General features: G+C 67.7%; 28 protein-coding genes. 23 read left to right on the top strand and 5 right to left on the bottom strand.

Annotated elements, in window-relative coordinates; genetic code table 11:
* The first annotated feature begins 41 nt into the window (after positions 1 to 41).
* Positions 42 to 1,259 carry a signal recognition particle-docking protein FtsY gene (gene ftsY, locus AC1DC5_RS09345; RefSeq protein WP_476864924.1) on the top strand — a complete coding sequence of 406 codons (1,218 nt, stop codon included), beginning with the start codon at positions 42 to 44 and terminating at the stop codon, positions 1,257 to 1,259.
* A gap of 96 nt (positions 1,260 to 1,355) precedes the next feature.
* On the opposite strand, the gene AC1DC5_RS09340 is transcribed toward ftsY, so the two are convergent.
* Together AC1DC5_RS09340 and AC1DC5_RS09335 are read right to left on the bottom strand one after the other, a co-directional pair.
* Complete coding sequence (locus AC1DC5_RS09340; protein ID WP_476864923.1) at positions 1,356 to 3,059, bottom strand: hypothetical protein; 1,704 nt, start codon at positions 3,057 to 3,059, stop codon at positions 1,356 to 1,358.
* A 100-nt stretch (positions 3,060 to 3,159) separates the two neighbouring features.
* A complete protein-coding gene (locus tag AC1DC5_RS09335) occupies positions 3,160 to 4,419 on the bottom strand; it encodes an MFS transporter (RefSeq protein WP_476864922.1) in 1,260 nt (419 codons plus the stop codon).
* Positions 4,420 to 4,679: 260 nt separating this feature from the next.
* Here AC1DC5_RS09335 and AC1DC5_RS09330 point away from each other — a divergent pair, with 260 nt between their 5' ends.
* On the top strand, positions 4,680 to 6,047 hold the full coding sequence (locus AC1DC5_RS09330; RefSeq protein WP_476864921.1) for an ammonium transporter: 1,368 nt from the start codon (positions 4,680 to 4,682) through the stop codon (positions 6,045 to 6,047).
* The gene (locus tag AC1DC5_RS09325) at positions 6,044 to 6,382 is read left to right on the top strand and encodes a P-II family nitrogen regulator (protein WP_024366371.1); all 339 of its coding nucleotides are present in this window, start codon (positions 6,044 to 6,046) and stop codon (positions 6,380 to 6,382) included. The genes AC1DC5_RS09330 and AC1DC5_RS09325 overlap by 4 nt, the downstream gene beginning before the upstream one ends.
* 140 nt (positions 6,383 to 6,522) lie before the next feature.
* Here the strand turns inward: AC1DC5_RS09325 and AC1DC5_RS09320 are convergent, their stop codons facing one another.
* A complete protein-coding gene (locus AC1DC5_RS09320) occupies positions 6,523 to 7,911 on the bottom strand; it encodes a glucose-6-phosphate dehydrogenase (RefSeq protein WP_476864920.1) in 1,389 nt (462 codons plus the stop codon).
* 152 nt (positions 7,912 to 8,063) lie between these two features.
* On the opposite strand from AC1DC5_RS09320, the gene ffh reads away from it, so the two are divergent.
* The 20 genes from ffh to AC1DC5_RS09220 all read left to right on the top strand — a co-directional run bounded on the left by ffh (position 8,064) and on the right by AC1DC5_RS09220 (position 24,858).
* Positions 8,064 to 9,650, top strand: coding sequence for a signal recognition particle protein (ffh, locus tag AC1DC5_RS09315; protein ID WP_476864919.1), 1,587 nt, complete (start codon positions 8,064 to 8,066; stop codon positions 9,648 to 9,650).
* A gap of 59 nt (positions 9,651 to 9,709) precedes the next feature.
* Positions 9,710 to 10,459 carry an alpha/beta hydrolase gene (locus AC1DC5_RS09310; RefSeq protein ID WP_476864918.1) on the top strand — a complete coding sequence of 250 codons (750 nt, stop codon included), beginning with the start codon at positions 9,710 to 9,712 and terminating at the stop codon, positions 10,457 to 10,459.
* A 6-nt stretch (positions 10,460 to 10,465) separates the two neighbouring features.
* Positions 10,466 to 11,017 (top strand): GNAT family N-acetyltransferase, encoded by a 552-nt coding sequence (locus AC1DC5_RS09305; protein WP_476864917.1) that lies wholly within the window; start codon positions 10,466 to 10,468, stop codon positions 11,015 to 11,017.
* A gap of 3 nt (positions 11,018 to 11,020) precedes the next feature.
* Positions 11,021 to 12,103: an amidohydrolase family protein gene (locus tag AC1DC5_RS09300; RefSeq protein WP_476864916.1), complete on the top strand. Its 1,083-nt coding sequence runs from the start codon at positions 11,021 to 11,023 to the stop codon at positions 12,101 to 12,103.
* 101 nt (positions 12,104 to 12,204) lie between these two features.
* Entirely contained in the window at positions 12,205 to 13,080 is an 876-nt protein-coding gene (locus AC1DC5_RS09295; protein ID WP_476864915.1) for a VOC family protein, read from the top strand.
* Between the two features lie 275 nt (positions 13,081 to 13,355).
* Positions 13,356 to 13,793, top strand: coding sequence for a hypothetical protein (locus tag AC1DC5_RS09290; RefSeq protein WP_476864914.1), 438 nt, complete (start codon positions 13,356 to 13,358; stop codon positions 13,791 to 13,793).
* A gap of 216 nt (positions 13,794 to 14,009) precedes the next feature.
* Positions 14,010 to 14,432: a 30S ribosomal protein S16 gene (gene rpsP / locus AC1DC5_RS09285; RefSeq protein ID WP_024366590.1), complete on the top strand. Its 423-nt coding sequence runs from the start codon at positions 14,010 to 14,012 to the stop codon at positions 14,430 to 14,432.
* 1 nt (position 14,433) lies between these two features.
* A complete protein-coding gene (locus AC1DC5_RS09280; RefSeq protein WP_056426755.1) occupies positions 14,434 to 14,676 on the top strand; it encodes an RNA-binding protein in 243 nt (80 codons plus the stop codon).
* Positions 14,677 to 14,808: 132 nt separating this feature from the next.
* Positions 14,809 to 15,399 (top strand): ribosome maturation factor RimM, encoded by a 591-nt coding sequence (gene rimM, locus AC1DC5_RS09275; RefSeq protein WP_476864913.1) that lies wholly within the window; start codon positions 14,809 to 14,811, stop codon positions 15,397 to 15,399.
* A complete protein-coding gene (gene trmD, locus AC1DC5_RS09270; protein WP_476864912.1) occupies positions 15,400 to 16,254 on the top strand; it encodes a tRNA (guanosine(37)-N1)-methyltransferase TrmD in 855 nt (284 codons plus the stop codon).
* Positions 16,255 to 16,484: 230 nt separating this feature from the next.
* Complete coding sequence (gene rplS / locus AC1DC5_RS09265; RefSeq protein WP_441406489.1) at positions 16,485 to 16,844, top strand: 50S ribosomal protein L19; 360 nt, start codon at positions 16,485 to 16,487, stop codon at positions 16,842 to 16,844.
* A gap of 117 nt (positions 16,845 to 16,961) precedes the next feature.
* Complete coding sequence (gene lepB / locus AC1DC5_RS09260; RefSeq protein ID WP_476864911.1) at positions 16,962 to 17,642, top strand: signal peptidase I; 681 nt, start codon at positions 16,962 to 16,964, stop codon at positions 17,640 to 17,642.
* Positions 17,643 to 18,593: a signal peptidase I gene (gene lepB, locus AC1DC5_RS09255; protein ID WP_476864910.1), complete on the top strand. Its 951-nt coding sequence runs from the start codon at positions 17,643 to 17,645 to the stop codon at positions 18,591 to 18,593.
* A 12-nt stretch (positions 18,594 to 18,605) separates the two neighbouring features.
* Positions 18,606 to 19,277, top strand: a complete 672-nt coding sequence (locus AC1DC5_RS09250; protein ID WP_441406486.1) for a ribonuclease HII — start codon at positions 18,606 to 18,608, stop codon at positions 19,275 to 19,277.
* Between the two features lie 75 nt (positions 19,278 to 19,352).
* Positions 19,353 to 19,679: a DUF2469 domain-containing protein gene (locus tag AC1DC5_RS09245; protein ID WP_018773443.1), complete on the top strand. Its 327-nt coding sequence runs from the start codon at positions 19,353 to 19,355 to the stop codon at positions 19,677 to 19,679.
* Positions 19,680 to 19,793: 114 nt separating this feature from the next.
* Positions 19,794 to 20,159: a YraN family protein gene (locus AC1DC5_RS09240; protein WP_476864999.1), complete on the top strand. Its 366-nt coding sequence runs from the start codon at positions 19,794 to 19,796 to the stop codon at positions 20,157 to 20,159.
* Positions 20,160 to 21,707 carry a YifB family Mg chelatase-like AAA ATPase gene (locus AC1DC5_RS09235; protein ID WP_476864909.1) on the top strand — a complete coding sequence of 516 codons (1,548 nt, stop codon included), beginning with the start codon at positions 20,160 to 20,162 and terminating at the stop codon, positions 21,705 to 21,707.
* A gap of 93 nt (positions 21,708 to 21,800) precedes the next feature.
* Entirely contained in the window at positions 21,801 to 22,991 is a 1,191-nt protein-coding gene (gene dprA / locus AC1DC5_RS09230) for a DNA-processing protein DprA (protein WP_476864908.1), read from the top strand.
* A gap of 134 nt (positions 22,992 to 23,125) precedes the next feature.
* Entirely contained in the window at positions 23,126 to 24,052 is a 927-nt protein-coding gene (locus AC1DC5_RS09225) for a tyrosine recombinase XerC (protein WP_476864907.1), read from the top strand.
* Between the two features lie 302 nt (positions 24,053 to 24,354).
* Positions 24,355 to 24,858, top strand: a complete 504-nt coding sequence (locus AC1DC5_RS09220) for a DUF3145 domain-containing protein (protein ID WP_056426723.1) — start codon at positions 24,355 to 24,357, stop codon at positions 24,856 to 24,858.
* 215 nt (positions 24,859 to 25,073) lie between these two features.
* On the opposite strand, the gene fabF is transcribed toward AC1DC5_RS09220, so the two are convergent.
* Together fabF and AC1DC5_RS09210 are read right to left on the bottom strand one after the other, a co-directional pair.
* Positions 25,074 to 26,309: a beta-ketoacyl-ACP synthase II gene (fabF, locus tag AC1DC5_RS09215; RefSeq protein ID WP_441406672.1), complete on the bottom strand. Its 1,236-nt coding sequence runs from the start codon at positions 26,307 to 26,309 to the stop codon at positions 25,074 to 25,076.
* Between the two features lie 155 nt (positions 26,310 to 26,464).
* Entirely contained in the window at positions 26,465 to 26,710 is a 246-nt protein-coding gene (locus AC1DC5_RS09210) for an acyl carrier protein (protein WP_018773434.1), read from the bottom strand.
* Between the last annotated feature and the right edge of the window lie 70 nt (positions 26,711 to 26,780).

Raw genomic sequence — 26,780 nt, 5'->3', positions numbered from 1 at the left:
GGGCTCCGCGACGGCTTTCCGGTTTGTGAGAAGCTAGGGGAGTGAACGACATCCTCCCCATTCTTCTGCCCATTCTCGCCGCCCTGGTGGTCCTCGGTGCGCTTATTCCGGTCCTGATGAAGACCCGGAAGAACATCACCAACTACCCGGGAAAGCGTGACGAGAACGATCCCGTGAAGCCTGGTGCAGGCGGCGGAACCCTCCTCGAGGACCGCCCCGCACCGGCGCGCGAACGCGTGTCACCGGGCGACGGCACGGTCGACGTTGAGGATCTGGAGACAGTCGAAGTCCCGGACAACGTCGCCGGCCTGGAAACCGTTCCGGTCGAGACGCCGCTGCCGGTCGCCGGCCGCCTGATCCGCCTCCGCGAACGCCTCGTGAAGTCCAACAACATCCTGGGCAAGGGCCTGCTGGCGCTCCTCTCAGCGGACAAGATCGACGAGAACGTCTGGGACGAGGTGGAGGAAACCCTCCTGCTCGCCGACCTCGGCACCGAGCCGACCCTGCAGCTCGTGGACGCGCTCCGCGAACGCGTCAAGGTGCTGGGCACCCGCTCCCCGGAACAGGTCAAAGCTTTGCTGCGTGAGGAACTGATCAAGCTCGTGGACCCGACGATGGACCGCACCCTCCGGGTGGAGCGGCACGCCGACAAGCCCGCCGTCGTGCTGGTGGTGGGCGTCAACGGCGTCGGAAAGACCACGACGGTGGGCAAGCTCGCCCGCGTGCTCGTCGCCGAGGACAAGGATGTCCTGCTGGGTGCCGCGGACACGTTCCGCGCCGCCGCCGCCGAGCAGCTCGCCACCTGGGGACAGCGCGTCGGCGTCCCCACCGTGAAGTCCGAAGTCGACGGTGCGGACCCTGCGTCCGTCGCCTATGAAGCGGTCAAGGCAGGCATCGACCAGGAAGTCGACGTCGTGATGATCGACACCGCCGGCCGCCTGCAGAACAAGACCGGCCTGATGGACGAGCTCGGCAAGGTCAAGCGCGTCATCGAGAAGCTGGCCGAGGTGGACGAGGTGCTCCTGGTCCTGGATGCGACCACCGGCCAGAACGGCTTGAACCAGGCCCGGGTGTTCGCCGAAGTCGTGAACATCACCGGGATCGTCCTGACCAAGCTGGACGGAACAGCCAAGGGCGGCATTGTGGTGGCGATCCAGAAGTCCCTCGGCGTCCCGGTCAAGCTGATCGGGCTCGGCGAGGGCGCGGACGACCTCGCCCCGTTCGACGCCGAGAACTTCGTCGACGCCATCCTGAACTGACAGCGCCGACGTACGGATTAAACCCAACTGGCTCCCGGTTGGTGCCGCCCAGACTTACGGGAACGGCATCTACCGGGAGCCAGTGGCTTGTGGCCTCTAGTACTGGAAGTTCAGCACGGTAACCGTTCCCGCCGTCAGCTTGAACGTCTGTGTCTGTGAACCGTATTTGAAACCCTCAACCGTGGCACGCTCGGCGAGCGGGACCGGCTCGGACTTGGCACCGTCGATCACCGTGCTGTCCTCGGCCGCGTAGCTGGGACCGGTCATCTGGGTCATGGTTCCGGTCAGCGCCTGCCCGGGCAGCTTGAGGGTGACTTCGGTCTGGGCGGACTTCTCGGGGTCGTTTTCGTTGACAATGGCAACGCTGGTGCTTCCGTCGGCGTTCTGCAGGGCATAGGCGAACACCAGGCCGCCACCCTTCGTATTCACCTTCAGGAACTTCCCTTCGGCCATCTCCGCGACCATGGAGATGCCGAAGAAGTTGGCCCGGCCGGAAACTTTCCCGTCCGGTTTCAGGTAAGCCCCGCCGCTGCAGACGGCGGACATGGGGGGACCGCCCTTGCACGTCAGCAACGAGCTGTGGAAGCCGATCCTCGTGATGCCCAGCTGTGCGGCGTTCAGCGCGTAGTCGGCGGTCCATAGGGCCGAAGCGTGGGTTCTTGATGTTTCGTTGGAGCCGGGGCAGGCAGCGATTCCCGTCTCCGGAAGCCAGGTTTCGAGCCCTGCCGCCCGGCCGGCGGCCAAGGCCGCCTGCTGGTAGTCCACGGCGCGTTCATGCATCAGCCGGCTCATGACGTTCGCGATGGTCGGCGAGGCCAAGGGATCCACCACTCCGTCGCAGCTGTACATCGGGTAGTAGTGGAAGGACAGGATCTTCTTCTGCGGAATGTCCGCGTCAATGAATGGCTGCCACCACTTCTGGTCGTAGGCGCCCGGGCCCGAAATAGGGACGTTGGGCGCGACAGCGTTTATCGCGTTCGCGTACGCCTTGAGCTCCGCCACGTAGTTCTCAATGGTGTAGCCGCCCGGGCGGACGCCATTGGTCCCAAATCCATTGGGCTCGTTGCCGATGGTGAAGCTCAAGAGCCGAGGGCCAAAGATCTGTGCCGCGTGCTTGGCCATGTCTGCAGCGCGGTCCGGGCCGTAGTGGCCCAGGTCGACAGTGAGGGCGATCTTGGCATCGACGGCGTCCAGCAGCGTGTTCACGCGGGCCAGGTCCGCCGGACCCACGGCACGAACGGGATGTGCCTTGTCCCCCGTGTAGTTGGACGGGACGGCCTCATTAGTGGAAGTCCAGAAGAAGCGGCGGTCAACGGCGTTGCCGCCGAACCGGAGCACCGGCTGGTCGGCTTCCTGGAACAGCTTCACCAGCGAAGCGTTGCCGCTGCTGAGGGAGGGGTCAGCGAGATCGGTGGCCTCCAGTGAGATTCCGACCATGCCCTTGGCCAGCCGGGTGCCCACCAGGTCCTTCGCGACGCTGATTTGGAGTGGTTCCACTGCCTCCAGCGGTGAGCCGGCGGGCGGGCCTGCCTGCTGGTAATACGAGACAGCTGGTGCCGGCGGCAGCGTTTTCGCCGGGGCGGTGGCCGTGGTTGATGCCGGAGCCGGTGAGGGGGCCGCGTCGACCGTGGTGCCGGGTCTGAGGAAAAGTGCCAGGGAAACCAGCACGGCCATGACGGCCATGACGGCAACCACGGGGACCACGACGGCAGGACGGAGCTTCCTGCGCCTGGTTCCGGTCGCCGCGTCCTCCGGCCTGGGATCGGGCAGGTGTTCGTTGGGTGGATCTTGGGATGGCATGACTAATTACTCCAGCTTCTGGTGGGATCTCCCCACAGCCTAACGAAGTCCGCCGGTGAAGTTCTGCGCGGGTCTCCGTTCGGGCGAAACCGGGCCCTGATCAGGGGGTACGGTACCCGTCCGGCCGCGCGGTGCGCTGGAAGGTCTCCCGGGCCAGCATCCAGACGGCCGCGGCCGCGACCAGCACGCCACCCGTGACGCCGAACGCCCAGCCATAGCCCAGCCGGTCCGCGAGGAGCCCGGCGAGCACCGGCCCGATGATCGCTCCGCTGTCGGCCGTCATCTGGAAGATGGCGAGCACCCGGCCGCCGGAGCGCTCGTTGCCGATCACGTCGGCCATGGCGGCCTGCTGGGCGGGGCCCAGCAGGCCTGAGCCGATGCCGGCCACGGCCGTGGCCAGGAGGAACCACGGCAGTTCGTGGGTGAAGCCGATCGCCGCCGTCGCGGTGCCGGTCACCAGCAGGCCGGAAATCATCATGGGCTTCCGGCCCAGGCTGTCCGCGAGCCTGCCGGAGAAGGTCAGCGCCACCGCGTTGGCCGCGGCGAACACCGCCAGCGCCCAGCCTGCCGATTCCGGCCCGGCGTTCAGCGCGGCCACGGCGAAGAGCGGCACCGTGGCCATCCGCACGCCGAAGGTCGCCCAGCCATTGGCGAAGCTGGAGAACAGCCCCGCCCGGTAAGCGCTGTCACGCAGTGCCTCGCGCAAGTCCATCGCCGGCGCCGTGCCGCCGTCCGGGCGGGAAGCGGCCGGCACATGGCTCAGCTGGGTCTGCACCACCAGGGCGGCCACGACCAGGGCGGCCGCGTAGACAAGGAACGGAATCCGGAGGCCGAAGCCGGCGAGCAGGCCGCCGACGACCGGCCCGCACACATTGCCGATCAGGAAGGCCGAGGCGTACGCCCCGGAGACCTGGCCGCGGCTCTCGGGCGGCGCCAGGCGGACCACGAGGGCCATCGACGCGACCGTGAACATCACTGAGCCGGCGCCGCCGAGTCCCCGGAAGACCAGCAGCTGCCAGTAGTCCTGGGCGAACGCGCAGGCCGCCGTCGACGCCGCAACAATCAGCAGGCCGGCCACGTACACCGGCCGTTCCCCGAGCCGCACAATCAGTGCCCCGCCGGCCGGAGCGAACACGAGCCGCATGAACGCGAAGATACTCACGATCACGGCAGCCGCCGTCGCGCCGACGTCGAACGTCGTGGCGAACTGGGGGAGGACCGGGGCCACGAGGCCGAAGCCCAGGGCGATGAGGAAGGCCGCCACCAACATCACCTTGATGTCCCGGGGCAGCACCGCCTTCCCGTTGCTTCGGAGGGCGGCCTGCGGCGGGGAACCCGCGGAACGGGGGGTCTTACTCATGATGGTGGCTTCCTGGCGGTGCGGGCGGTTCGGGCATGCGGGAGAGGGGGTGTTGGAACCGGTGAAACATAACCGTAACAAGAAGGATTTGCACCATTTACTTCCGGGAGGTTCTTGTAACAACCCGGCAATCTAATTCCTCTCCCGGTGAAACACGCCCCGGACAAACTCTTCTTAGAACGCAAACAGCGTTGAGGCATGCGGAGAACTCCGCAGGAACACCCAACAGATTCGCATCTAAGCAAGGGAGGACGTGCACCATGGAACTTACCGCAGGTCACGTATGGCTGATGGTGGCAGCGGCACTTGTGCTGTTCATGACACCAGGACTCGCATTTTTCTACGGCGGCATGACGCGCGCCAAGGCTGCACTGAACATGATGATGATGAGCTTCATCTCCATCGGCATGGTCGGTGTGGTCTGGGTGCTCTGGGGCGCCTCGATGAGCTCCGGCGAGGGCTTCATGCAGATGGTCGGAAACCCGTTCGCCACCTTCGGGCTGGAGGGCATCGATACTCCTGACGGACTGATCAAGGTCGGCTACGCGGCCACCTTCGCCATCATCACCGTCGCACTGATCAGCGGCGCGATCGCAGACCGCGCCAAGTTCGGCGCCTGGACCGTCTTCGTCCCGGTCTGGGTCACCCTGGTGTACTGCCCGCTGGCCTACATGGTCTGGGGCGGCGGGCTGTTCGGCCCGGAAGGCGCGATCGGCCAGGCCCTCGGCCCCGCGATTGACTTCGCCGGCGGCACGGTGGTCCACATCAACGCCGGTGTTGCCGCGCTGATCCTCGTCCTGATCATCGGCAACCGCAAGGGCTTCGGCAAGGACCCCAACCACCGCCCGCACAACATCCCGTTCGTGATGCTCGGTGCCGCGATCCTGTGGTTCGGCTGGTTCGGCTTCAACGGCGGCGCAGCAACGACGGCGGAACAGGGCGGCCTGATCTGGGTCAACACCCTGGCAGCCCCCGCCGCGGCCATGCTCGGCTGGCTCGTCACGGAGCGCATCCGCGACGGTCACCCGACCTCGCTCGGTGCCGCCTCCGGTGTGGTTGCCGGCCTCGTTGCCATCACCCCGGCTTGCGCCAACGTCAGCCCGATCGGCGCCCTCTGCCTCGGCCTCATCGCCGGTGCGGCTTCCGCCCTCGCCGTCGGCCTCAAGTTCCGCTGGGGCTTTGACGATTCGCTCGACGTCGTCGGTGTCCACCTGGTTTCCGGCATCATCGGCACCGTGGCGCTGGGCTTCATCGCCCTGCCCGTTGAGGGTGTTGGCGGCGGCCTCTTCTACGGCGGCGGACTCACCCAGCTCTGGGCGCAGCTCGCAGCGGCCGGTATCGCCATCGCCTACTCCGCGATCATGACCGCAATCATCGCCCTCGCAATCCACAAGACCATGGGCTTCCGGGTTTCCCAGGAGCAGGAAGTGGTGGGCGTGGACCTCAGCCTGCACGCCGAAACCGCTTACGAATTCGGTGTCGGCGGCCACGGCGGCAGCTTCACCCCGCTGCACGAGCTCATCACCGGCAAGTCCCAGGGCCAGGCCGCAGCGGCCCCGGCCGCCGAGACGGTGGACGCGTCGTCCAATGGCAAGAAGACCGCAGGCAAGGAAAGCGTGGAGGCATGAAACTGATCACAGCAATCGTCCGGCCGGAAAAGCTCGACACCATCCGCGAAGGGCTCGAAGCCTACGGCGTGCAGGGCCTCACTGTCAGCGCGGCCAGCGGCTACGGCCGGCAGCGGGGCTACACCGAGGTGTACCGCGGAGCCGAGTACAACGTGGACCTGCTCCCCAAGATCCGGGTAGAGGTCCTGGCCACCGATGAACAGGCGGACGACATCCTGGATGTCATCATCGCCAGCTCCAACACCGGCCGGGCCGGGGACGGCAAGGTCTGGACGATGGATGTGTTCGAGGCCGTACGGGTCCGCACCGGCGAACGCGGATCGGCTGCGATCTAACCAGCGGCTTCACACAAAAGCGGGCCGGGAACCTGAAAAGGGTCCCGGCCCGCTTTTGTGCGTTTGGCCGCTTGAACCAGCGCCCGACGGCGGCTCAGCCGGGGCGTCGGCCGGCCGGTCCGCCCGCGTCCGGCCGGCGGTCAGGCCGGCCAGCCCTCCGGCCCGTCACTTCCCGCCGCGTACTCCTCCAGCGGTGCGCTGCCCCTGCCCCAGGCCTTGAGGACGGGCTCCAGGATGCGCCAGCAGTCTTCCGCGGTGTCGGCGCGGACGGAGAGCAGCGGATCGCCGGTCAGGACGCCCTCCAGGACCTCCCCGTACGGCAGCAGTGCCGAGGCGCTCAACTCGGCCTTAAGGGTAGCGCGGTCCAGGCTGAGGATGTCGCCGGGGCCGTTCACATCGACGTCGAACTGCAGGGTGTCCGGCCCGAAGCCGATCCGCAGCTGGTTGGGGGAGTCCACCCCGGTGAAGCCCTTGGGCAGGTGGGGCACCGGGCGGAAGGTCACCACGGCCTCCTTGCGCTTGTTGCCCAGCGCCTTGCCGGACCGGAGGATGAACGGGACGCCCTGCCAGCGCCAGTTGTCGATCTCCACCTCCACCTCGGCGAGCGTCTCGGTGCCCCGGGCGGCGTCGACCCCGTCCTCCTTGGCGTAGTCCGGCACCGTCCGGCCGCCGATGGATCCCGCGGTGTACCGGGCGCGGCGTGTGCTTTTTGCATAGGGCGCCTTGATGCTGCTGGCCCGCAGCACAGTGGCGACGGCGTCGCGGAGGTCCCGCTCATCCACCGACGCCGGCGGTTCGAGCGCCAGGAGGGCCATGATCTGCAGCAGGTGGCTCTGGATCATGTCGCGCAGGGCGCCGGCGCCGTCGTAATACCGGGCTCGCCCTTCCAGCGCGAGGTCCTCATCGAAGACGATCTCGATCTTTTCGATGTGCCCGCGGTTCCACACCGGCTCGAGGAAGGTGTTCGCGAAACGCAGGCCCAGGATGTTCAGCACCGTCGCCTTGCCCAGGAAATGGTCCACCCGGTGGATGTGGTCCTCCGGGACAAGGGCGGCGAGGGTCGCATTGAGGTGGCGGGCGGAGTCTTCGCTGGAACCGAACGGTTTCTCCATGACCAGCCGCGTCCCGGCGGGCACCTGGCCGGGAGCCAGGGCCTCGCAGGCCAGCTGGCTGACGCGCGGCGGCAGGGCGAAGTAGATGGCCACGGGCCCCTCCAGCTGCGCCAGCAGGCCGGCCAGTTGCCCGTCGGCCGTGACGTCGAGCTGGTGGTAGCTGGTGGTTTCCCGGATCCGCTTCAGCTCCCGGCGGCCAGGGGCCCCGGCCTGGGAGTGGGCGTCGGCGAATGACTCTTCGAGGCGCTCCAGCCACTGATCCGGGGTCCAGGCATCCGAGCCGGCGCCCACCAGGGTCAGGCCGTCGGCGCGCCCCCGGGACACGAGCCTGGCAAGTCCCGGCAGCAGGAGCCTGCCGGTGAGGTCGCCCGAGGCGCCCAGGATGAGCAGGGTTTTTACAGTTGTTTTGCTGGTCACCTACGCCAGCATGCCATCTTGAACGCCCGTCTTGGTACCCTAGATAGTCGAGTCCCGTTGTCGAGGCGGTTCGTTCAGGCGAACTTCAGCCGCGACGCTGGCGTGCCGGACCGGCAGCCATCCGTAGATCCACTGAAAGAAGTGCACGGCGCGTGTTCAATTCACTCTCTGACCGGTTGACAGCAACCTTCAAGAATCTCCGTGGCAAGGGCCGCCTGACCGAGGCGGACGTTGACGCCACGGTCCGCGAAATCCGGCGGGCCCTCCTGGATGCCGACGTCGCCGTGCCCGTGGTCCGCGAGTTCACCGGACGTGTCCGCGAGCGTGCCCTCGGCGCCGAGGTTTCCGCCGCGCTGAACCCCGGCCAGCAGATCGTGAAGATCGTCAACGAGGAGCTCGTCGAGATCCTCGGCGGCGAGACCCGCCGGATCCGCCTCGCGAAGACCGGGCCCACCATCATCATGCTCGCCGGCCTCCAGGGCGCCGGCAAGACCACCCTGGCCGGAAAGCTCTCCAAGTACCTCAAGGCGCAGGGCCACAGCCCCATGCTGGTGGCCTGCGACCTGCAGCGCCCCAACGCGGTGACCCAGCTCCAGGTCGTCGGCCAGCGCGCCGGCGTGCCGGTCTTCGCGCCGCACCCGGGCGCCACCTCGACCGAACTCGACCACCCGGCCGGCGACCCGGTCGCCGTCGCCCGCGCCGGCGTCGAGGAAGCCCGCCGCACGCTCCACGACGTCGTGATCGTGGACACGGCCGGCCGGACCGGCGTCGACGCCGAGATGATGGAACAGGCGCGCCAGATCCGCAGCGCCATCGTTCCGAACGAAGTGCTGTTCGTGGTGGACGCCATGATCGGCCAGGACGCGGTCAACACGGCCATGGCCTTCGATGAAGGCGTCAACTTCACCGGCATCGTGCTCTCCAAGCTCGACGGCGACGCCCGCGGCGGCGCCGCGCTCTCCATTTCCTCCGTTACCGGCAAGCCCGTGATGTTCGCGTCCACCGGCGAAAGCCTGGACGACTTCGAGCTATTCCACCCGGACCGCATGGCCTCACGCATCCTCGATCTCGGTGACGTGCTCACCCTGATCGAGCAGGCCGAGCAGAACTGGGACAAGGACGAGGCTGCCCGGATGGCGAAGAAATTTGCCGACCAGGAAGACTTCACCCTGGACGACTTCCTGGCCCAGATGCAGCAGATCCGCAACATGGGCTCCATGAAAAAGATGCTCATGATGATGCCCGGAGCGCAGAACATCCGGCAGCAGCTCGAGCAGTTCGACGAGCGCGAGATCGACCGCGTCGAGGCGATCGTACGCTCCATGACGCCGCATGAACGCGTCGCGCCCAAGATCATCAACGGCTCCCGCCGCGCCCGCATCGCCCGCGGCTCAGGCGTGCACGTCTCCGAGGTCAACGGCCTGCTGGAGCGCTTTGCCCAGGCCCAGAAGATGATGAAGAAGATGGCAGCCGGCGGCGGCATGCCCGGAATGCCGGGCATGCCGGGCATGGGCGGCGGCGGTGCCCGCAAGGGCGGCAAGGCCGCACCCAAGAAAAAGGCCCGCTCCGGCAACCCGGCCAAGGCAGCGCAGGAGCTCAAGGACGCCGAGGCCCGGCGCGCCGCGGGCGCCAAGGCCCTTCCGACCGGGGCCGCGTTCGGCCAGCAGGGCGGAGATTTCGATCCCTCCCAGCTGAACCTGCCCAAGGGCTTCGATAAGTTCCTCGGCGGCGGCAAATAGGCCCGTCCGGCCGAGATGTCGGCGGCCCCATTGCGGGGCCGGTGCCATAGGGTTAGACCATGTTCAAGCAGCGCGTAGTCTTCGTCCACGGGGCCGGCAGCTTCGGTGCTGCCGCGTGGCCGAAGCAGCACGGAATGGCGCTGAACTATGACGCCCTGTTCCTGCGCCGCCACGGCTTTGACCCCACCGCGGAACCGCTGGAAACCGACTTCGCTGAAGACGCCGCCATCGTCCTCCGCGCCCTGGCTGACGACGGCCGCGGCGTTGCGGGCGGTCACGTCGTCGCGCATTCGCAGGGTGCCATTGCGGCGATGATGGCCGCCGTCGAGCGGCCCGACCTGGTGCAGTCGCTGACCCTGGTGGAACCGGCGTGCCTCTCGCTCACGGCGGAGCTGCCGGCCACCGCGGCGCACCGCGCCCTGATGCAGCCGCTCTTCGAGGTCCGACACAATCTCAGCGACGAGGATTTCCACCGCGAATTCGTCCGCCGGGTATTCGCCGCGCACACGCCCGCGCAGGCGACCCTCGGCGCCCCGCGCCCGGAAGACCAGCGGGAGGCGCGCCGCCTCCGCCTGCAGGCCCCGCCCTGGGAAGCCCCGCTGCAGATCGTCCCCGGCGTCCCCACCCTGGTCCTGACCGGTGGCTGGGAACCCCTCTACGAAGAGATCGCGGGCTACCTGCGCGAGACCGGCGCCCTGCACCGCACAGCGGCCGGCGGGCACCGGCCCCAGGATTCAGCGGAAGGGAACCGGGTCATCCGGACGTTCATCGCCGACGTCGGCCGGCAGCAGCACGCCCACGCGTCCTAACGCAGTGTGGGGCCGGCCATCCCGCGCCGGTGCTACCGTGGCACCGTGACTCAGCCCAGGGCCGTGCCCCTTATCAGGGCAGCAACGCCTGGGGACCTCGCGGCACTGCCCGCTCTCGAGGCCGCGGCAGACCGAACGCTCGAAGCGGCGCTGGGGCATCAGGCTCTCCCTGCCCCGGAGCCGCAGGCCGCTGCTGAGCCGCTCTTCGTTCTGGCTGCCGTCCTGGCCGCAGGAAATCCGCCCGTGGGATTCGCCCGTGTTGACGAGGTCGGCGGCCAGACCCATCTGGAACAACTCTCGGTACATCCCGACTCAGCCGGGCGCGGAATCGGACGGTCTTTGCTCGAGGCGGCCATCGACCGGGCCCGGAGCCTTGGCCATAGATCCATGACCCTTTGCACGTTCGCGGACGTTCCATTCAATGCACCGTTTTACGCGAGCTGCGGGTTCGGGGAATGTGCCGAGCCAGGACCGGCGCTGGCGGCCCTGCGAACGCGTGAAGCACAGCTCGGGCTGGATGATCTTGGGCGGCGGGTCGTCATGCGACTTAGGCTTTAAGCCATGACCCGCATCATCGAATTCAGCGGCACCGTCCTCACCGCACCCGACACAGAGCAACACGGCCTCTGGTCCGTCGACGGTGTCCTCACCTTCCGCCGGCCCGCCGCCGCCCCGGACCTGGTGCTCGACGGCTGGGTCATCCCCGGACTCGTCGACGCGCACTGCCACATCGGGCTCGGCCCCGGCGGGGACGTCCCGGAGCAGATGGCGGAAGAACAGGCCGTGACCGACCGCGACGCCGGAACCCTGCTGATCCGCGACGCCGGCGCCGTCCACGACACCCGCTGGATCCAGCAGCGCGCCGACCTGCCGCGGCTCATCCGCTCCGGCCGGCACATCGCGAGGACGCGCCGGTACCTCCGGGGCTTCGCCGTCGAGGTGGAACCGAAGGACCTGGTGGAGGCCGTGCGCAAGCAGGCCCGGGCCGGGGACGGCTGGGTCAAGCTCGTGGGGGACTGGATCGACCGGGACGCCGGCGACCTCGCGGCGAGCTTCCCGGCCCGGAGGCTGAAGGACGCCGTCGCTGCCGCCCACGACGAAGGCGCCCGCGTCACCGCACACTGCTTCGCCGAAGACACCCTGGACGACATGCTCGACGCCGGGATCGACTGCATTGAGCACGCGACCGGCCTGCTTCCCCGGCATCTGCCTCGGTTCGTCGAACAGGGCGTGCCGATCGTCCCCACCCTGATCAACATCGCCACCTTCCCCGACATCGCCGCGCAGGCCGAGGCCAAGTTTCCGCGCTACGCGGCCCACATGCGCTCGCTCTGGGAGCGCCGGGCAGGACGCGTCCTTGAAGCCTACGAAGCCGGTGTCACTATCTATGCCGGAACGGACGCCGGCAGCGTCATCAAGCACGGTCGCATCGTCGATGAACTCCAGGCGCTGCACGCCGCCGGACTCCCGGCCGCGGCAGCCCTCGACGCCGGCGCCTGGGCCGCGCGGGACTGGCTGGGGGCGGACGTCATCACCGATGGCGCCAGCGCCGATGTCCTGGTCTGCGCCGAGGACCCGCGCAGGAATCTGGCCACGCTGAGGGACCTCAAGAGCGTCGTGCTGCGCGGAGAAGTGGTCCGCTAGGAACCCGCCTGCTCCATTAGGAATAAATTGAAGCTTCAAGTAATTTATATCTATGAAGGGTCATCGACGGTCGGTGGCCGCCGAAGTATCGGAGCGATGAAATGACTGCAGAAGCCAGCACCCAGGATCTCCTTCCCGCCGAACTCACCATGGGTACCGTGATGCTCAAGGTCGGCGACATGAAGCTGATGACCGATTACTACCAGCGCGCCCTCGGCCTCGACATCGTGGCCGAGCAGGACGGCGGGCTCTACCTCGGACGCAAGCGGAAGCCGCTGGTCCACCTGGCCCCGGCCCCCGGGCTGAACCTGCCCTCCCGCGGCGAGGCCGGCCTCTTCCACACTGCCCTGCTGTTCGACGACCAGCCGGCTCTCGCGGCAACGGTCGCGTCCGCCGCGCAGTTCGAACCGCAGTCTTTCACCGGCAGCGCCGACCACCTCGTCAGTGAGGCGTTCTACTTCAATGACCCCGAAGGAAACGGCATCGAGCTCTACTGGGACCGGCCCCGCGATGCCTGGTCCTGGGATGGCAAGAACGTTGTTATGGACAGCCTTGCCCTGCCGCCGCAGCGCTACCTCGAGCAACACCTCACCGAGGCCTCGCTCGCCGGGCAGCGCGAGACGGATGCCGGCATCGGTCACGTCCACCTGCAGGTCGGCGATGTGCAGTCCGCGCACGACTTCTACGTCGGCACGCTCGGCTTCGAAAAAACCGCCGGCTGGCACGGCCAGGCGCTTTTCGTCTCCGCCGGCGGATACCACCACCACATGGCCATGAACGTCTGGAACAGCCGAGGCGCCGGCCCCCGCCGCGACACCCTGGGCCTCGGCGAGGTGCTGATCGAAGTACCGGCCGGCGACGACGTCGGCGCCCTCGCCGACCGCCTCAAGACCGCGGGGGTCCAGTCCCACCACACCGGAGCCGAGCTGCGTTTCGAGGACCCGTGGCGCAACCGGATCCGCGTCGCCGTCCGCTAAGGAACCGCGCTGCCACGGCGTCGCGGCCGGCCCTCCTGGACCTTGCGTCCGCTGAACCCGGGGCCCGGCCTTAGGGACCTGTCCACTTTTCGCTGGCAGGGACCGCGGGCATGTCCACTGGTCACGGCCAAGGGCGGACATAGTCGCCTTATGTCCAGTGGTCACGGTCAGGGGAGGGCATGTCCAGTCCGGGCACCAGCCCCGGCGGAAACAGCTAGGCTGAAGCGACGCCAAAAACAGCGGACCAGCGCCGCCAACAGCTAAGGACGAGTTCCATGGGATTCACCGAAGTCTTTGTCTCCACCCACGACGAAGCCCTCAAGCGTGCCACCGCCCTCGACGGCGGCGCGGCCGCGGCCCCCGGGGCCGTCCGCATTGCCGACATCAGCGACTTCGAAGTCGAGCGCCTGGGCGACCTGGCCGGCACCGCGGTCCACGCCTCAGGCGCCGACTACGAGCTCGCCATGGTCGACGTCGCCAGCGACTCCCTGCTTGGCGTCCCGGCGGCGATGGTCCGTGCCCTGGCCGAGCTGCTCACTTATGAGACCGAGGGCGAGGAAGTCGTCCTGGACGACGTCGCAGAGAGCTGGGCCGCCGAGGAGGACATGCCCTTCGGTGCGGAGCAGGCCGCCCGCTACGTCCGCCAGCTCGCCGAACTGGCCGCCGCCGTCGATCCCGCCAGCAAATCCGGTCTCTACGTCTGGACTTCCTGACGCGTCCGAGGCAACCGTCAGGGCGCTAAATGGGCCGGTTGCGGGTGTCAAGTCGAAATCCCGCCGCTGATCTGGCACAATAAACAGGTACTCGATCTGCGTGGCCCCTCTCTCCGCGTCCGGATCTTGTCCTTTTAGAACCCCCTAGTATGGCCCGCCCCACGGGTGCAGAACGCCGGGCTCGACCCCGTTTCAGAAACAGGAGTGACCACAAAAGTGGCCGTAAAGATTCGCCTTAAGCGCTTCGGCAAGATGCGCGCACCGTACTACCGTATCGTCGTCATGGATGCACGCTCCAAGCGTGATGGCCGTGCCATCGAAGAGATCGGCAAGTACCACCCGACCGAAGAGCCCTCGTACATCGAGGTCGACACGGACCGTGCCCAGTACTGGCTCGGCGTCGGCGCACAGCCGTCCGAGCAGGTCGCCGCGATCCTCAAGATCACCGGTGACTGGCAGAAGTTCAAGGGTCTCCCCGGCCAGGAGGGCACCTTGAAGACCAAGGCCCCCAAGGCTGCCTTCGTTACCCCGGAAAAGGGTTCCGTGATCATCCCGGAAGCCATCACCAAGAAGGCCAAGAAGGACGACGCAGCCGAGGCTCCCGCCGACGCCGAAGCAGAGACCACCGAGGCCGAGTAAATTGCTGGCCGAAGCGCTCGAACACCTCGTCCGCGGGATCGTTGACAGTCCTGAAGATGTCAAGGTCAGTGCGAAGAACAACCGCCGCGGGGACACCCTCGAAGTGCGCGTTCACCAGGACGACCTCGGACGGGTAATCGGCCGCCAGGGCCGCACCGCACGCGCTTTGCGCACTGTGGTGGCAGCACTGGCGGACGGCGAGCCGGTCAGGGTCGACGTCGTCGACACCGACCGCCGCCGGTAACGCTTTCAGCAACACTTGTCTTGAGTCCGGCCCCTTCACCAGATAATGGTGGAGGGGCCGGACTGTTTTTACCGGAAATCCCGGTCTTTACCCCTAGACCCACAGACTCACCAACCCCGAACAGAGGAACAGATGCAGCTTCAGGTGGCACGAATCGGCAAGCCCCACGGCATCCGCGGCGAAGTAACCGTCCAGGTGCTCACCGATGCTCCGGGCGACCGCTTCGTCCCCGGCACCCAGTTCGTCGTGGAGCCGGCCTCGGCCGGCCCGCTGACCGTGGAGAGCGCCCGCTGGAACAAGGACATCCTGCTGCTCGCCTTCGAGGAGATTGAGACCCGCAACGACGCGGAGACCCTCCGGGGCGCCAAGCTGTTCATCGAAACCGAAGAGCTCGACGACGATGACGACGACGAGGGCTGGTACGAGCACGAGCTCGAGGGACTGGAAGTCCGCGTCGGTGGCCAGGCCGTGGGCAAGGTTTCCGGCCTCCACACCCTCCCGGTCCAGGACCTGCTGGTGGTTACCGCGACGGACGGCAAGGAAATCCTGATCCCCTTCGTGGAGCAGATCGTCCCCGAGGTCAACATCGGCGAAGGCTACGTCGTGGTCACCCCGCCGCCGGGACTCTTTGAGGTCAACGCCGAGGACGAGGCCAAGTCGGAGGACGTGCAGGAGCCCGCGGGCGCCTCGGGAGAACGTGCCGATGCCGGAGACAACGCCTAAATGAGGATCGACGTCGTCAGCATCTTCCCCGAATACCTGGCACCACTGGAACTTTCGCTGATCGGCAAGGCACGTCAGGACGGCCTGCTGGAGCTGAGCGTCCACGACCTCCGGGACTTCACCACGGACCGTCACCGGACTGTGGATGACACCCCCTACGGCGGCGGCGCCGGCATGGTCATGAAGCCCGAGCCGTGGGCCCAGGCGCTGGCCGCCGTCGCCGGGGCACAGCCGGACCCGGCCGGGGCGGCAGACGCCGTCGGGCCGGCAACTGCCGGGACTGAAGCGTCAAAACCGGTCCTGATCGTGCCGTCACCGGCAGGGGAGCGGTTCACCCAGGCCACCGCCCACGAACTGGCCGGGGAAGACCGGCTGGTGTTCGCCTGCGGACGCTACGAGGGCATCGACGAGCGCGTGATGGAATGGGCCGCCGAGCATTTCACGGTGCGGCCCATGAGCCTCGGCGACTACGTCCTCAACGGCGGCGAAGTGGCCGTGCTGGCCATGGTGGAGGCCATCGGCCGCCTGCTGCCCGGCGTCGTCGGCAATCCCGAGTCCCTCGTGGAGGAATCGCACTCGGACGGGCTGCTGGAGTACCCCGTGTACACCAAACCCTCCACCTGGCGGGACCGCGGCGTCCCGGCGGTGCTACTCAGCGGCAACCACGGCAAGATCGCCCAGTGGAGGCGGCACGAGCAGTACCGGCGCACCGCCGAACGGCGCCCGGACCTGCTCGAGGAGTTCGACGCCGCCAGGCTGCCCCGCGCGGACCGCGCCGCTTTCGCGGATCTCGGGTACGACGTCGTCGACGGCCGCCTCGAGCGCCGCGCAGACGCCGGCGGGGATTCCGTCTGAGCGGATTGGCTGGAAAGCCCCGGGTGTGGCAAAATTAGTCCTTGTGCCTGCTGGGTGCGAACCTGCCACAGGGGGAGCGTCACCAACAGCGCGGCACCCCGGCCGCCGCCAAGTCCTGGCGGAGCCGGATTCACAATTTTTCGGCGGGAATTTCCGGGCCGCATCCGCGCCCGGGCTTGGCCGCCGTGACCCAACGTGAAGGACCTGTGGCGTTCACCAGGAGTGGATCAATGCATATCCTCGATTCCGTAGACGCAGCCTCGCTGCGCACCGATGTTCCCGTCTTCCGCGCGGGTGACACCCTCAAGGTTCACGTGAACATCATCGAAGGCAAGAACTCCCGCGTCCAGGTGTTCCAGGGCTTCGTCCTGGGCCGCCACGGCGACGGCCTGCGCGAAACCTTCACCGTCCGCAAGGTCTCCTTCGGCGTCGGCGTGGAGCGTACCTTCCCGGTGCACTCCCCGATCATCGACAAGATTGAGCTCGTCTCCAAGGGTGACGTGCGCCGCGCCAAGCTTTACTACATGCGCAACCTGCGTGGTAAGGCCGCGAAGATCAAGGAAAAGCGCGACTTCCAGCCCGCCAAGTAAGACTCTTCCGGCTTCCGCCGGAGTCTTCCACCGCGGGTCCACGGACCGTGTCCGGCCAGCGCCGGAGCATCCGCAACAGCGCTGTTCACTTCAGAAAAGCGTTAGAGGATACGGATCATGGAACACACAAAACGCCAGCCCAGGAAACTCGGCTGGCGTTTTGTGTTGCTGGCCGTCGTGCTGGCCGTACTCATCAGCGGACTGGTCCGCTCACTGTGGCTCGATGTGTACTACATCCCCTCCGCCTCGATGGAGCCACTCTTCCAGGAGGGGGACAGGATCCTCGTCTCGCGGACGGATTTCCAGTCCGAACCGGTGGGCCGTGGCGACATTGTCGTCTTCGACGGCCGAGGCTCCTTCTCCGCGCTGAACAGCGGCAACGGCCCCGTTCTGGACTTTCTTGGCGGCGTCGGGCACTGGATCGGCCTTTCAGGCGGCGACAACACCTATATCAAACGGGTCATCGGGATCCCGGGGGACCATGTGATTTGCTGTGATGCCAGCGGCAAACTCACAGTCAACGGCCAGCAAGTCGCGGAACCCTATATCTACGGGGGCGATGCCCCAAGCCAGCTGAAGTTCAGCGTGATCGTTCCCCCCGGAAGGCTCTGGCTGATGGGGGACCACCGGTCACAGTCGGCCGATTCCCGCAGTCTCCTGGGCGCCCCCGGCGGAGGCATGGTGCCGCTGGACAGGGTGATCGGCAGGCCCGTACAGATCCTTTGGCCGCTTGATAGATTTACAGCAGTAGCACGGCCCCCCGAGGCCGCCACGACGACAGCGAAGAACGGACAGTAAATGCCCGAGACCGGACCCCGGACTCCCGATCCGCGGGGGCAGGACCAGCCCCGGGTAACCTCCTCAGCGATCCCCGCCGAGGAGAACCCGTACGCAGCTGCGAATCCTTCGCCGGCCACCGACCCGCAGGAGTCTTCCGACCCCTCGGGCCAGGCCGCCACGGGTCAGACCGCCCCGGCCAGGGATGTTCCGCCCCTGGATGCTCCGGCGGCGGGCGGGCCATCCCATGCGGGAGGCTCATCGCGGCGTGCGCGCCGGGCCAAAGCCCGGGAGGGCCACAGCCCGATGTTCCTCTGGGCCAAAGAAATTGCGACGGTTGTGCTCGTCGCTATCGTTCTGTCCTTCCTGATCAAGACGTTCCTCTTCCGGGCCTTCTACATCCCGTCTGAATCCATGGTCAACACCCTTGACGTGAACGACAGGATCTTCGTAAACCTCCTGGTTCCGGAACCGTTCGCGCTGGAGCGCGGCGACGTCGTCGTGTTTAGGGACTCCCAGGGCTGGCTGGTTCCTGCCGCGCAGAAGGAATCCGGCCCCTTCACCTGGGTGCAGGATGGGCTGACGTTCATTGGCCTGCTGCCGGACAACTCGGAGCAGCACCTGGTCAAACGCGTGGTCGGACTGCCGGGCGATCATGTGGCCTGCTGCGACGCGGGCGGCCGGCTGATGGTCAACGGCACGCCGCTGGACGAGCCCTATATCAACCCCGCCGAAGTGCCCCAGGTCCGCGAATTCGACGTCGTGGTCCCCGAAGGCAAGGTCTGGGTGATGGGCGACAACCGGAACCACTCTGCCGACTCGCGCGCCCACACGGACAGCAACGGCGGCTTCGTGAACATCTCCGACATCGAAGGCAGGGCCGCAGTCATTGCCTGGCCGCTGAACCGCATCACCGCCCTGGACAACTATCCTGACGTCTTCCGCGACGTGCCGGCCCCGGCCGGAAAGTAGCGGCTGGTCGTTATGTCTGAAGCCCCCACCCTCGACTACGAGCGCCGCTTCCGCGGTTCCGGCGCCCGGTTCCTCGCCGGCATCGACGAGGTGGGCCGCGGCGCCCTCGCCGGACCCGTCAGTGTGGGAATCGCGGTCGTGGACCTGCACGAGCAGAAGCTGCTTGCCGATGTGCGGGACTCCAAGCTCCTAAAGGTGGAGGACCGCGAACGGCTGGTGCCGCTGGTCCGGGGCTGGAGCGTGGCCTCCGCCGTCGGGCATGCCTCGGCGAATGAGATCGACGCCCTCGGCATTGTCGCCGCTCTCCGGCTCGCCGGCACCCGAGCCTGGTTCGCGGTCCTGGCCGCCGGAGTGACCCCGGACGTGGTGCTCCTGGATGGCAGCCACAACTGGCTCTCGCCCGAGACTCAGCCCTCCCTGTTCGACGACGGCCCTGCGGAGCCCGGTTGCGACGCGCCGGTGCACACGTTGGTCAAGGCGGACATGCAGTGCCTGAGCGTCGCCGCGGCGTCCATCCTGGCCAAGGTGGAACGTGATGGCATGATGCGCGGGCTCCACACGGAGTACCCTGCCTACGGCTGGGACGTGAACAAGGGCTACGGCACCGCACTCCACAAGGATGCGCTCCGCGCCGCCGGACCCACGCCGTACCACCGCGTGAGCTGGCGGCTGCTCGCCGACTGAGCGACAGCCGGGCAACGCGGGCGCCGCGGGACGGCCGTGGCGCGCGGGCGGCGCCCAATGGTGCAAGATGGAACCATGAGTGCCGAGGACCTTGAAAACTATGAAACCGACATGGAGCTGCAGCTCTACCGCGAATACCGCGACGTCGTCGGACTGTTCAGCTACGTGGTCGAGACCGAACGGCGTTTCTATCTTGCCAACCATGTTGACCTCCAGGCGCGCAGCGCCGACGGCGAGGTCTACTTCGACCTGACACTGCAGGACGCCTGGGTCTGGGACGTCTACCGTTCCGCACGCTTCGTCAAGAGCGTCCGGGTCATCACGTTCAAGGACGTCAACGTCGAGGAGCTCCCGCGCAGCGAGGAGCTCGCCCTGCCCAAGGTGGAGGATCTGGGGAACTGATCCGTCCCGGCAGCCGGGCAACGGCTGCCCACTGTTCCCCCACATCACCATCCTTGGGCCTGCTTTCCACATAGCGTCCTGACGCGCTGGGCCTTCCTGCTGCCGCGGCGCAGGCTGGTTTCCATGAGAGCTAAGGACGTGCTGGGACGGCGCGGTGAGGAACTCGCCGCCGGTTTCCTCGAAGCCCAGGGGATGCGGATCGTGGACCGCAACTGGCGGTGTTCCGAGGGCGAAATCGACATTGTCGCGCTCGACGGCGACGCGCTGGTCATCGCTGAGGTGAAGACGCGCAAGTCCCTCGCGTACGGGCATCCCTTCGAGGCCGTGGGAGTGGACAAACTTGCCCGGCTGCACCGGCTGGCGTCGGCTTGGTGCCGCGACCATGAACTACGTATGCCGCTGCGCCGCGTAGATGTCATCGCCGTGCTCGACGACGGCATCGGCGAGCCCGCCGTGGAACACCTCAAGGGGGTGGGGTAGGTGTCGCTGGGCCGGACCTACTCGGTGGCCCTCGTGGGGCTGAACGGCTACATCGTGGAGGTCGAGGCGCACATCGGCCAGACGCTTCCGGCGTTCATCATCCTGGGCCTGCCGGATGCCTCGCTCAACGAAGCCAAAGAACGGATCCGTTCGGCCGCCCAGAACTCCGGCATTCCCCTGAGCCGCCGGAAGATCACGGCCAACCTCATTCCCGCGTCGTTGCCCAAGCGCGGCTCCGGCTTTGATCTGGCCATCGCCATGGCTGCCCTGCTGGCCTCCAACGACGTCCGGTCCACTGCCCGGACCGTGTTCATCGCCGAACTGGGACTGGATGGCAGGCTGCGGCCGGTCCGTGGAATCCTTCCGGCAGTTATGGCCGCGGTGCGTGCCGGCTACGCCGACATCGTCGTGGCGCAGGCGAACGCCGCCGAGGCCGAGCTGGTGCCCGGCGCGCGTGTGCGCGGTTATGTCACCCTGGCCCGGCTGGCGTTCGATTTCGGCGCGGACCCGCAGGACCTGGCCCTCGACTTCGAACCCGAGTCTGAAGTAGGTGCACCGGGAGCCGGCGCCGGGGCCCTTTCGGTCGTGCCGCCGGACATGCGCGACGTCTCCGGACAGGGGGAGGCACGGATGGCCCTGGAAGTGGCCGCAGCCGGCGCCCACCACCTGCTGCTGACGGGGCCACCGGGCGCGGGAAAGACGATGCTGGCTGAACGCCTTCCGGGGCTCCTCCCGGATCTGGGCGACGCCGAGGCCATGGAAGTGACGGCCATCCATTCGCTCTGCTCGCTGACCTCGGCCTCCCTTGAACTCGTGCGGAGGCCACCCTATGAGAACCCGCATCACACGGCCACGCCGGCGGCCATCATCGGAGGAGGCTCGGGGCTGCCCAGACCCGGTGCGGCGTCCCGGGCCCACCGCGGTGTGCTGTTCCTCGATGAGGCACCGGAATACGAACGCCGGGTCCTGGATGCGCTCCGGCAGCCGCTGGAGAGCGGGGAGCTGGTGCTTCACCGTTCGGCAGGGACAGCGGCGTACCCTGCCCGCTTCCAGCTGGTTCTAGCGGCCAACCCCTGCCCCTGCGGCAAGGCCGCGGGCAAGGGGGTGGACTGCATCTGCACCCCAACGATGCGCCGGCGCTATCTGGCACGGATGTCCGGGCCGTTGCTGGACAGGGTGGACATCCAGCTGCAGGTCGAGCGGGTGACGCTCGCCGACTTTGGCCAGCCCGCGGATGAGGAGGATACCGCCACCATCGCTGCCCGTGTCCAGGCCGCGCGGGAACGCCAGCTTGAGCGGCTGCTGCCGTTTGGTATGGAGACCAACGCCCAGGTGCCCGGGCGGGTGCTCCGGGGTGCACTGCGGCTCGGCGCCCCCACCACGCGGATACTGGACCACGCCCTGGAGCGCGGAGTGCTGACGGCGCGCGGCTACGACCGCGTGCTGCGTCTGTCGTGGACCCTGGCGGATCTTTCCCGTCGGGACGTGCCGGAGGCCGACGATATCGGCCTCGCACTCAATCTTCGGCAGGCCGCCGTCGCGGCCTGACCCCCATCCACGCCAACCAGGGCATGTCGCCCTGGCGCTGCCGCCAACGCTGCAGCGCCACCACCCATCGCCGGCCCGTGAAAGGACGACACCATGACAGAGAGCGAACGGACTGCCAGGGCGGCGCTGTCCCGGCTGTTCGAGCCGCAGGACGCCGCAGGCCTCGCACTCGTGCGCATCGCCGGAGCAGAGGACGCGCTGAGGATCGCCACCGGCCAGGTGGCCTTCGGCGCGGAACTGGAACAGGAGCTGTTCGGGCTTCTGGACGAGAACGGTTCGGGCGGCGGCTGGACGGGCCTGGGGACTGCCCGGAAGCGCTGGGCGCCGAGAATCCCGGATCTGGCGCCGGGCCGGGACCTCGCGACAATGCAGCGGCTCGGCGGTCGCATGATCATTCCTTCGGACGAACTCTGGCCCCGGCAGCTGGCCGACCTCGGACTGCAGGAACCGATCTGCCTGTGGTGGCGCGGCATCGAGCAGGAGCTGCCTCCGGCCGACACGTCCATTGCGCTGGTTGGTTCCAGGGACAGTACCTCGTATGGCTCGTCAGTGACTGGCGACCTGGCGTACTCGCTGGCGCAGCGCGGGTTCACGATCATCTCGGGCGGCGCCTACGGGATCGATGCGCATGCCCACCGCGCTGCCCTCGCCGCAGGGTCCTCCGGGAGCATGCCCACCATTGCCGTGATGGCAGGCGGAGTGGACCGTTTCTACCCCTCCGGCAACGAAGACCTGCTCCGGGCAGTCGCCAACCAGGGAGCGGTCCTGGCCGAAGTGCCGCCGGGGTCCGCGCCGACGCGGTACCGGTTTCTGCAGCGGAACAGGCTGATCGCCGCGCTTGCCTCGGTCACCGTGGTCGTGGAAGCCCGGTGGAGATCCGGTGCCCTGAACACGGCGCACCATGCGGAAACGCTGGGCCGGGCCGTAGGTGCGGTGCCGGGCTCAGTGCACAGCGCCAACTCCGCGGGTTGCCACCGGCTGCTCCGCGAGGGCGGGGCTGTCTGCGTCACCGATGCGGGGGAGATCGCGGAACTCGCCGCACCCAGCGGTGAGTCACTGCCCGACGCCAGGACCGGCCCGGCGGCGGTCCATGACGGACTGACCCTGGAGGACCTCATCCTGCTCGACGCCCTGCCGTTGCGGACCACCAGCTCCGTCGAAAAGCTCACGTCAGTGGCGGGACTGAGCGCCGACTCGGTCAGGGCGGGGCTCGGCCGGCTCGGGCTGCTGGGCCTGGCCGAGTCTCACGCCGGCGGCTGGAAACGGGCCGGCAAGGCAGGCTGAGCGGCGGAAGGCTTCCAGTGCATGGCACCGGCGCGACGGACGACACCGGCGCCCCAGCTGCACCGGCACCGGCCATACGTGCGGCTCGCCGTCGGGCTCCTTGATCGCCGGGTGAATCCTGCGAGAGTAGGGGAGTGTCCACTCAGCAGATCCCGGCCCCACTGGCCACCGCAGCCCAGGCCTTCGGCCGGTATCTCGAAATGGAACGGGGCCGGTCGGCCCACACCGTGCGCGCCTACCTCTCCGACGTCGGAAGCCTCCTGGAGTTCGCAGCCTCCGAGGGGGTGCAGGATTTCGCCGGGCTCGAACTTGGCACCCTGAGGCGCTGGCTCGGCGCGCAAAGCGAGTCGGGGATGTCCCGCGCCACACTGGCCCGCCGCTCCGCCACCGCCCGGGCCTTCACCGCATGGGCCGTCCGCGAGGAACTGATCGCAGCGGACCCGGCATTGAGGCTCAAGGCACCGAAGCGGGAAAAATCCCTGCCCGGCGTGCTACACCAGCAGCAGGTCCTTCGGCTCGTCGAAGGCACCGAAACCGCGGCCGCCGCGGGCGGCCCCATGCCCCTGCGGAACCGGGCCATGGTCGAGCTGCTGTACGCCACCGGCATCCGGGTCGGCGAGCTGGCCGGCCTCGACGTTGATGATCTCGATCCCGACCGCAGGACCCTGCGGGTGCTTGGCAAGGGCAACAAGGAACGCACCGTGCCGTATGGCCTGCCCGCTGCGCTCGCCGTCGACGACTGGCTGCGCCGGGGCCGGCCCGCCCTCGCCACGGACACCTCGGGGGCGGCATTGTTCCTCGGGGCCCGCGGCAAGCGGGTCGACCAGCGGCAGGTCCGCAGCGTCGTCCACGATCTGCTCGAGGCCTTGGGGGACACCGCAGCCACCGGGCCGCACGCACTCCGGCACACCGCCGCCACGCACCTGCTCGACGGCGGGGCCGACCTCCGCGCGGTGCAGGAGATCCTGGGCCACAGCAGCCTGGCCACCACGCAGATCTACACCCATGTATCGGTCGAGCGGCTCCGGCAGAGCTACCAGCAGGCCCACCCGAGGGCCTGATCCCAACGCCTCGGCCCGATCCGCCGGAGCGGAAAGGCCCCCTTGGAGACGCCCCAAGGGCGCGCCGGGAAAGACGCGCCGAATTGCACTGGCGTAATTAGGTGGGGTACGGCAGAATAAGACTCACGCCCGGCAACTTTCAAGTGTTGCTTGAAGCTCATGAGCATCAAGCCACACCGAGAATCCGGGCAGTAACTTAATAGTCTGGCAAGGACCACCCGCATCACTACGGACCCGCGCAACAGACAGACATCCAGGCAGAGGTCGTTGGGGAAGACGTACCTACAGCTATGGAGGATGGAATGTCTGTTGCACTGACCCGCGGTGTGTTGTTCGTTCACTCGGCCCCAACTGCCCTGTGCCCCCACGTTGAGTGGGCCATAGGTTCCGTTGTGGACAAGCGGACGGACCTTGAGTGGACTGCTCAGCCAGCAGCGCCCGGAATGTTCCGGGCGGAGCTGTCGTGGACCGGAAATCCGGGCACGGGGGCTCAATTGGCGTCTGCTCTCCGGGGCTGGGCGCACCTGCGCTACGAAGTCACCGAGGAACCCAGCCAGGGCGTTGATGGCGGCCGGTGGTCGCACACGCCGGAGCTTGGCATCTTCCATGCCGTCACGGACGTGCACGGCAACATCATGGTCTCCGAGGACCGCATCCGCTATGCCTACGAATCGGGCGCCGGCGACCCGTCCGCGGTCTACCATGAGCTCTCCCTGGCCCTCGGCGAAGCCTGGGATGAAGAACTGGAGCCCTTCCGGCACGCCGCCGAAGGTGCTCCCGTGCGCTGGCTCCACCAGGTGGGCTAAGCAGCCCGGAAGGACCCGCCACATAACACTCCATAGCTGCGCCAAACGACAGATGGCGGCAATGTTCACAAAGAACATTGCCGCCATCCGTCATTTGGCAGGCTTCACAACATCAGTGAGACCGCTTCCACCAGCGTCGAAAAAGCAGTTGGCGGCAATGTTCACGAGGAACATTGCCGCCAACTGGAGACTCGGTGTGCTGCGGGCAGCCGGAACTAGATGCTGCGGACCGCGATCACGGCGTTGTGGCCGCCGAAGCCGAAGGAGTTGCTCAGCGCCGCGATGCTGCCCGACGGCAGGTCGCGGGCGGTCGTGACGACGTCGAGCGGGATCTCCGGATCCTGGTTCTCAAGGTTGATGGTCACCGGCGCCTTGCGGTCGTAAATTGCCATGACGGTCAGCACGGCTTCCACCGCACCGGAGGCGCCCAGCAGGTGCCCCATCTGCGACTTGGTGGCTGACACCGCGACGCTGTCCAGTTGCTTGCCCAGGGCGGCCTTGAGGGCCGCGTACTCGGGCTTGTCGCCGACAGGGGTGGAGGTGGCGTGCGCGTTGACGTGCACCACGTCCTCCGGCTGGATCCGGCCGTCGAACATGGCGGCCTTCAGCGCGCGGGTGGCGCCGAGGCCCTCGGGGTCCGGGGCCGTGATGTGGTACGCGTCGGCGGTGACCGAGGTGCCGGCCAGTTCGGCGTAGATCCGGGCGCCGCGGGCCAGGGCGTGTTCCTCGGCTTCGAGCACCAGGGCCCCGGCGCCTTCGCCCATGACGAAGCCGTCGCGGTCACGGTCGTAGGGGCGGGAGGCGTGCTCGGGATCGTCGTTGCGGCGTGAGAGTGCCTGCATGGAGGCGAACGCGGCGATCGGCATCGGGTGGATGGCGGCTTCGGCGCCGCCGCAGACCACGACGTCGGCCTTGCCGGAACGGATCAGGTCCAGGCCCATGTGAACGGCTTCGGTGCCGGACGCGCAGGCGGAGACGGGGGTGTGGGCGCCGGCGCGGGCGCCGAGGTCGAGGCTTACCGCCGCGGCGGGGCCGTTGGGCATCAGCATGGGCACGGTCATCGGCAGGACACGGCGCGGGCCCTTTTCGCGCAGGGTGTCCCACGCGTCCAGGAGCGTCCAGACGCCGCCGATGCCGGTGGCGAAGGCCACAGCCAGCCGGTCGTGGTCGATTTCGGTGATGCCGGCGTCGGCCCAGGCCTCGCGGGAGGCGACTACGGCGAACTGCGTGGAGGGGTCCATGCGCTTGGCTTCGACCCGGCTCAGGACCTCGGTCGCTGCGGTGGTGGCGCGTGCGGCGAAGTGGACCGGCAGTTCGTACTTGGCCACCCAGTCGTCCTCGAGCGTGTGCGCGCCGGAGACGCCCTTCAGCGCGTTCTTCCACATCGTGGGGACATCGCCGCCGATGGGTGTGGTGGCACCCAGACCGGTAATGACTACTTTGCGTGCCATGGGATCACTCTCTGTCGGTGCGCCTGCCGTGTCCGGGACCTGGGGAAGGCTGCCGGGGCCTGCGTTTGAAAATCTCTGGGGTGGTGCAGTGGAGGGTGCTGCAAATGGCGCGGTCCGGGGGTGCAGTTGCGCCCCCGGACCGGCCGGGGCCGAAATTAGGCCTGTGCGTTCGCGATGAAGCTGACGGCGTCGCCGACGGTCTTGAGGTTCTTGACCTCTTCGTCCGGGATGCGCACGCCGAACTTCTCTTCAGCGTTGACGACGATCGTCATCATCGAGATGGAGTCGATGTCCAGGTCCTCGGTGAAGGACTTGTCCATTTCGACAGCCTCGGTGGCCAGGCCGGTCTCTTCGTTGACGATTTCAGCCAGGCCGGCCAGGATCTCTTCGTTGCTAGCCATTGATGGCTCCTTTTCTTGTTGGTGCCGTGGGCTGCCGGTGTGCCGGCATCTTCGGGCGGTAATGATTCAA

It is taken from the genome of Arthrobacter sp. 10L424 (assembly GCF_056395325.1).
This window is presented reverse-complemented; position numbering and strand designations above follow the sequence as displayed.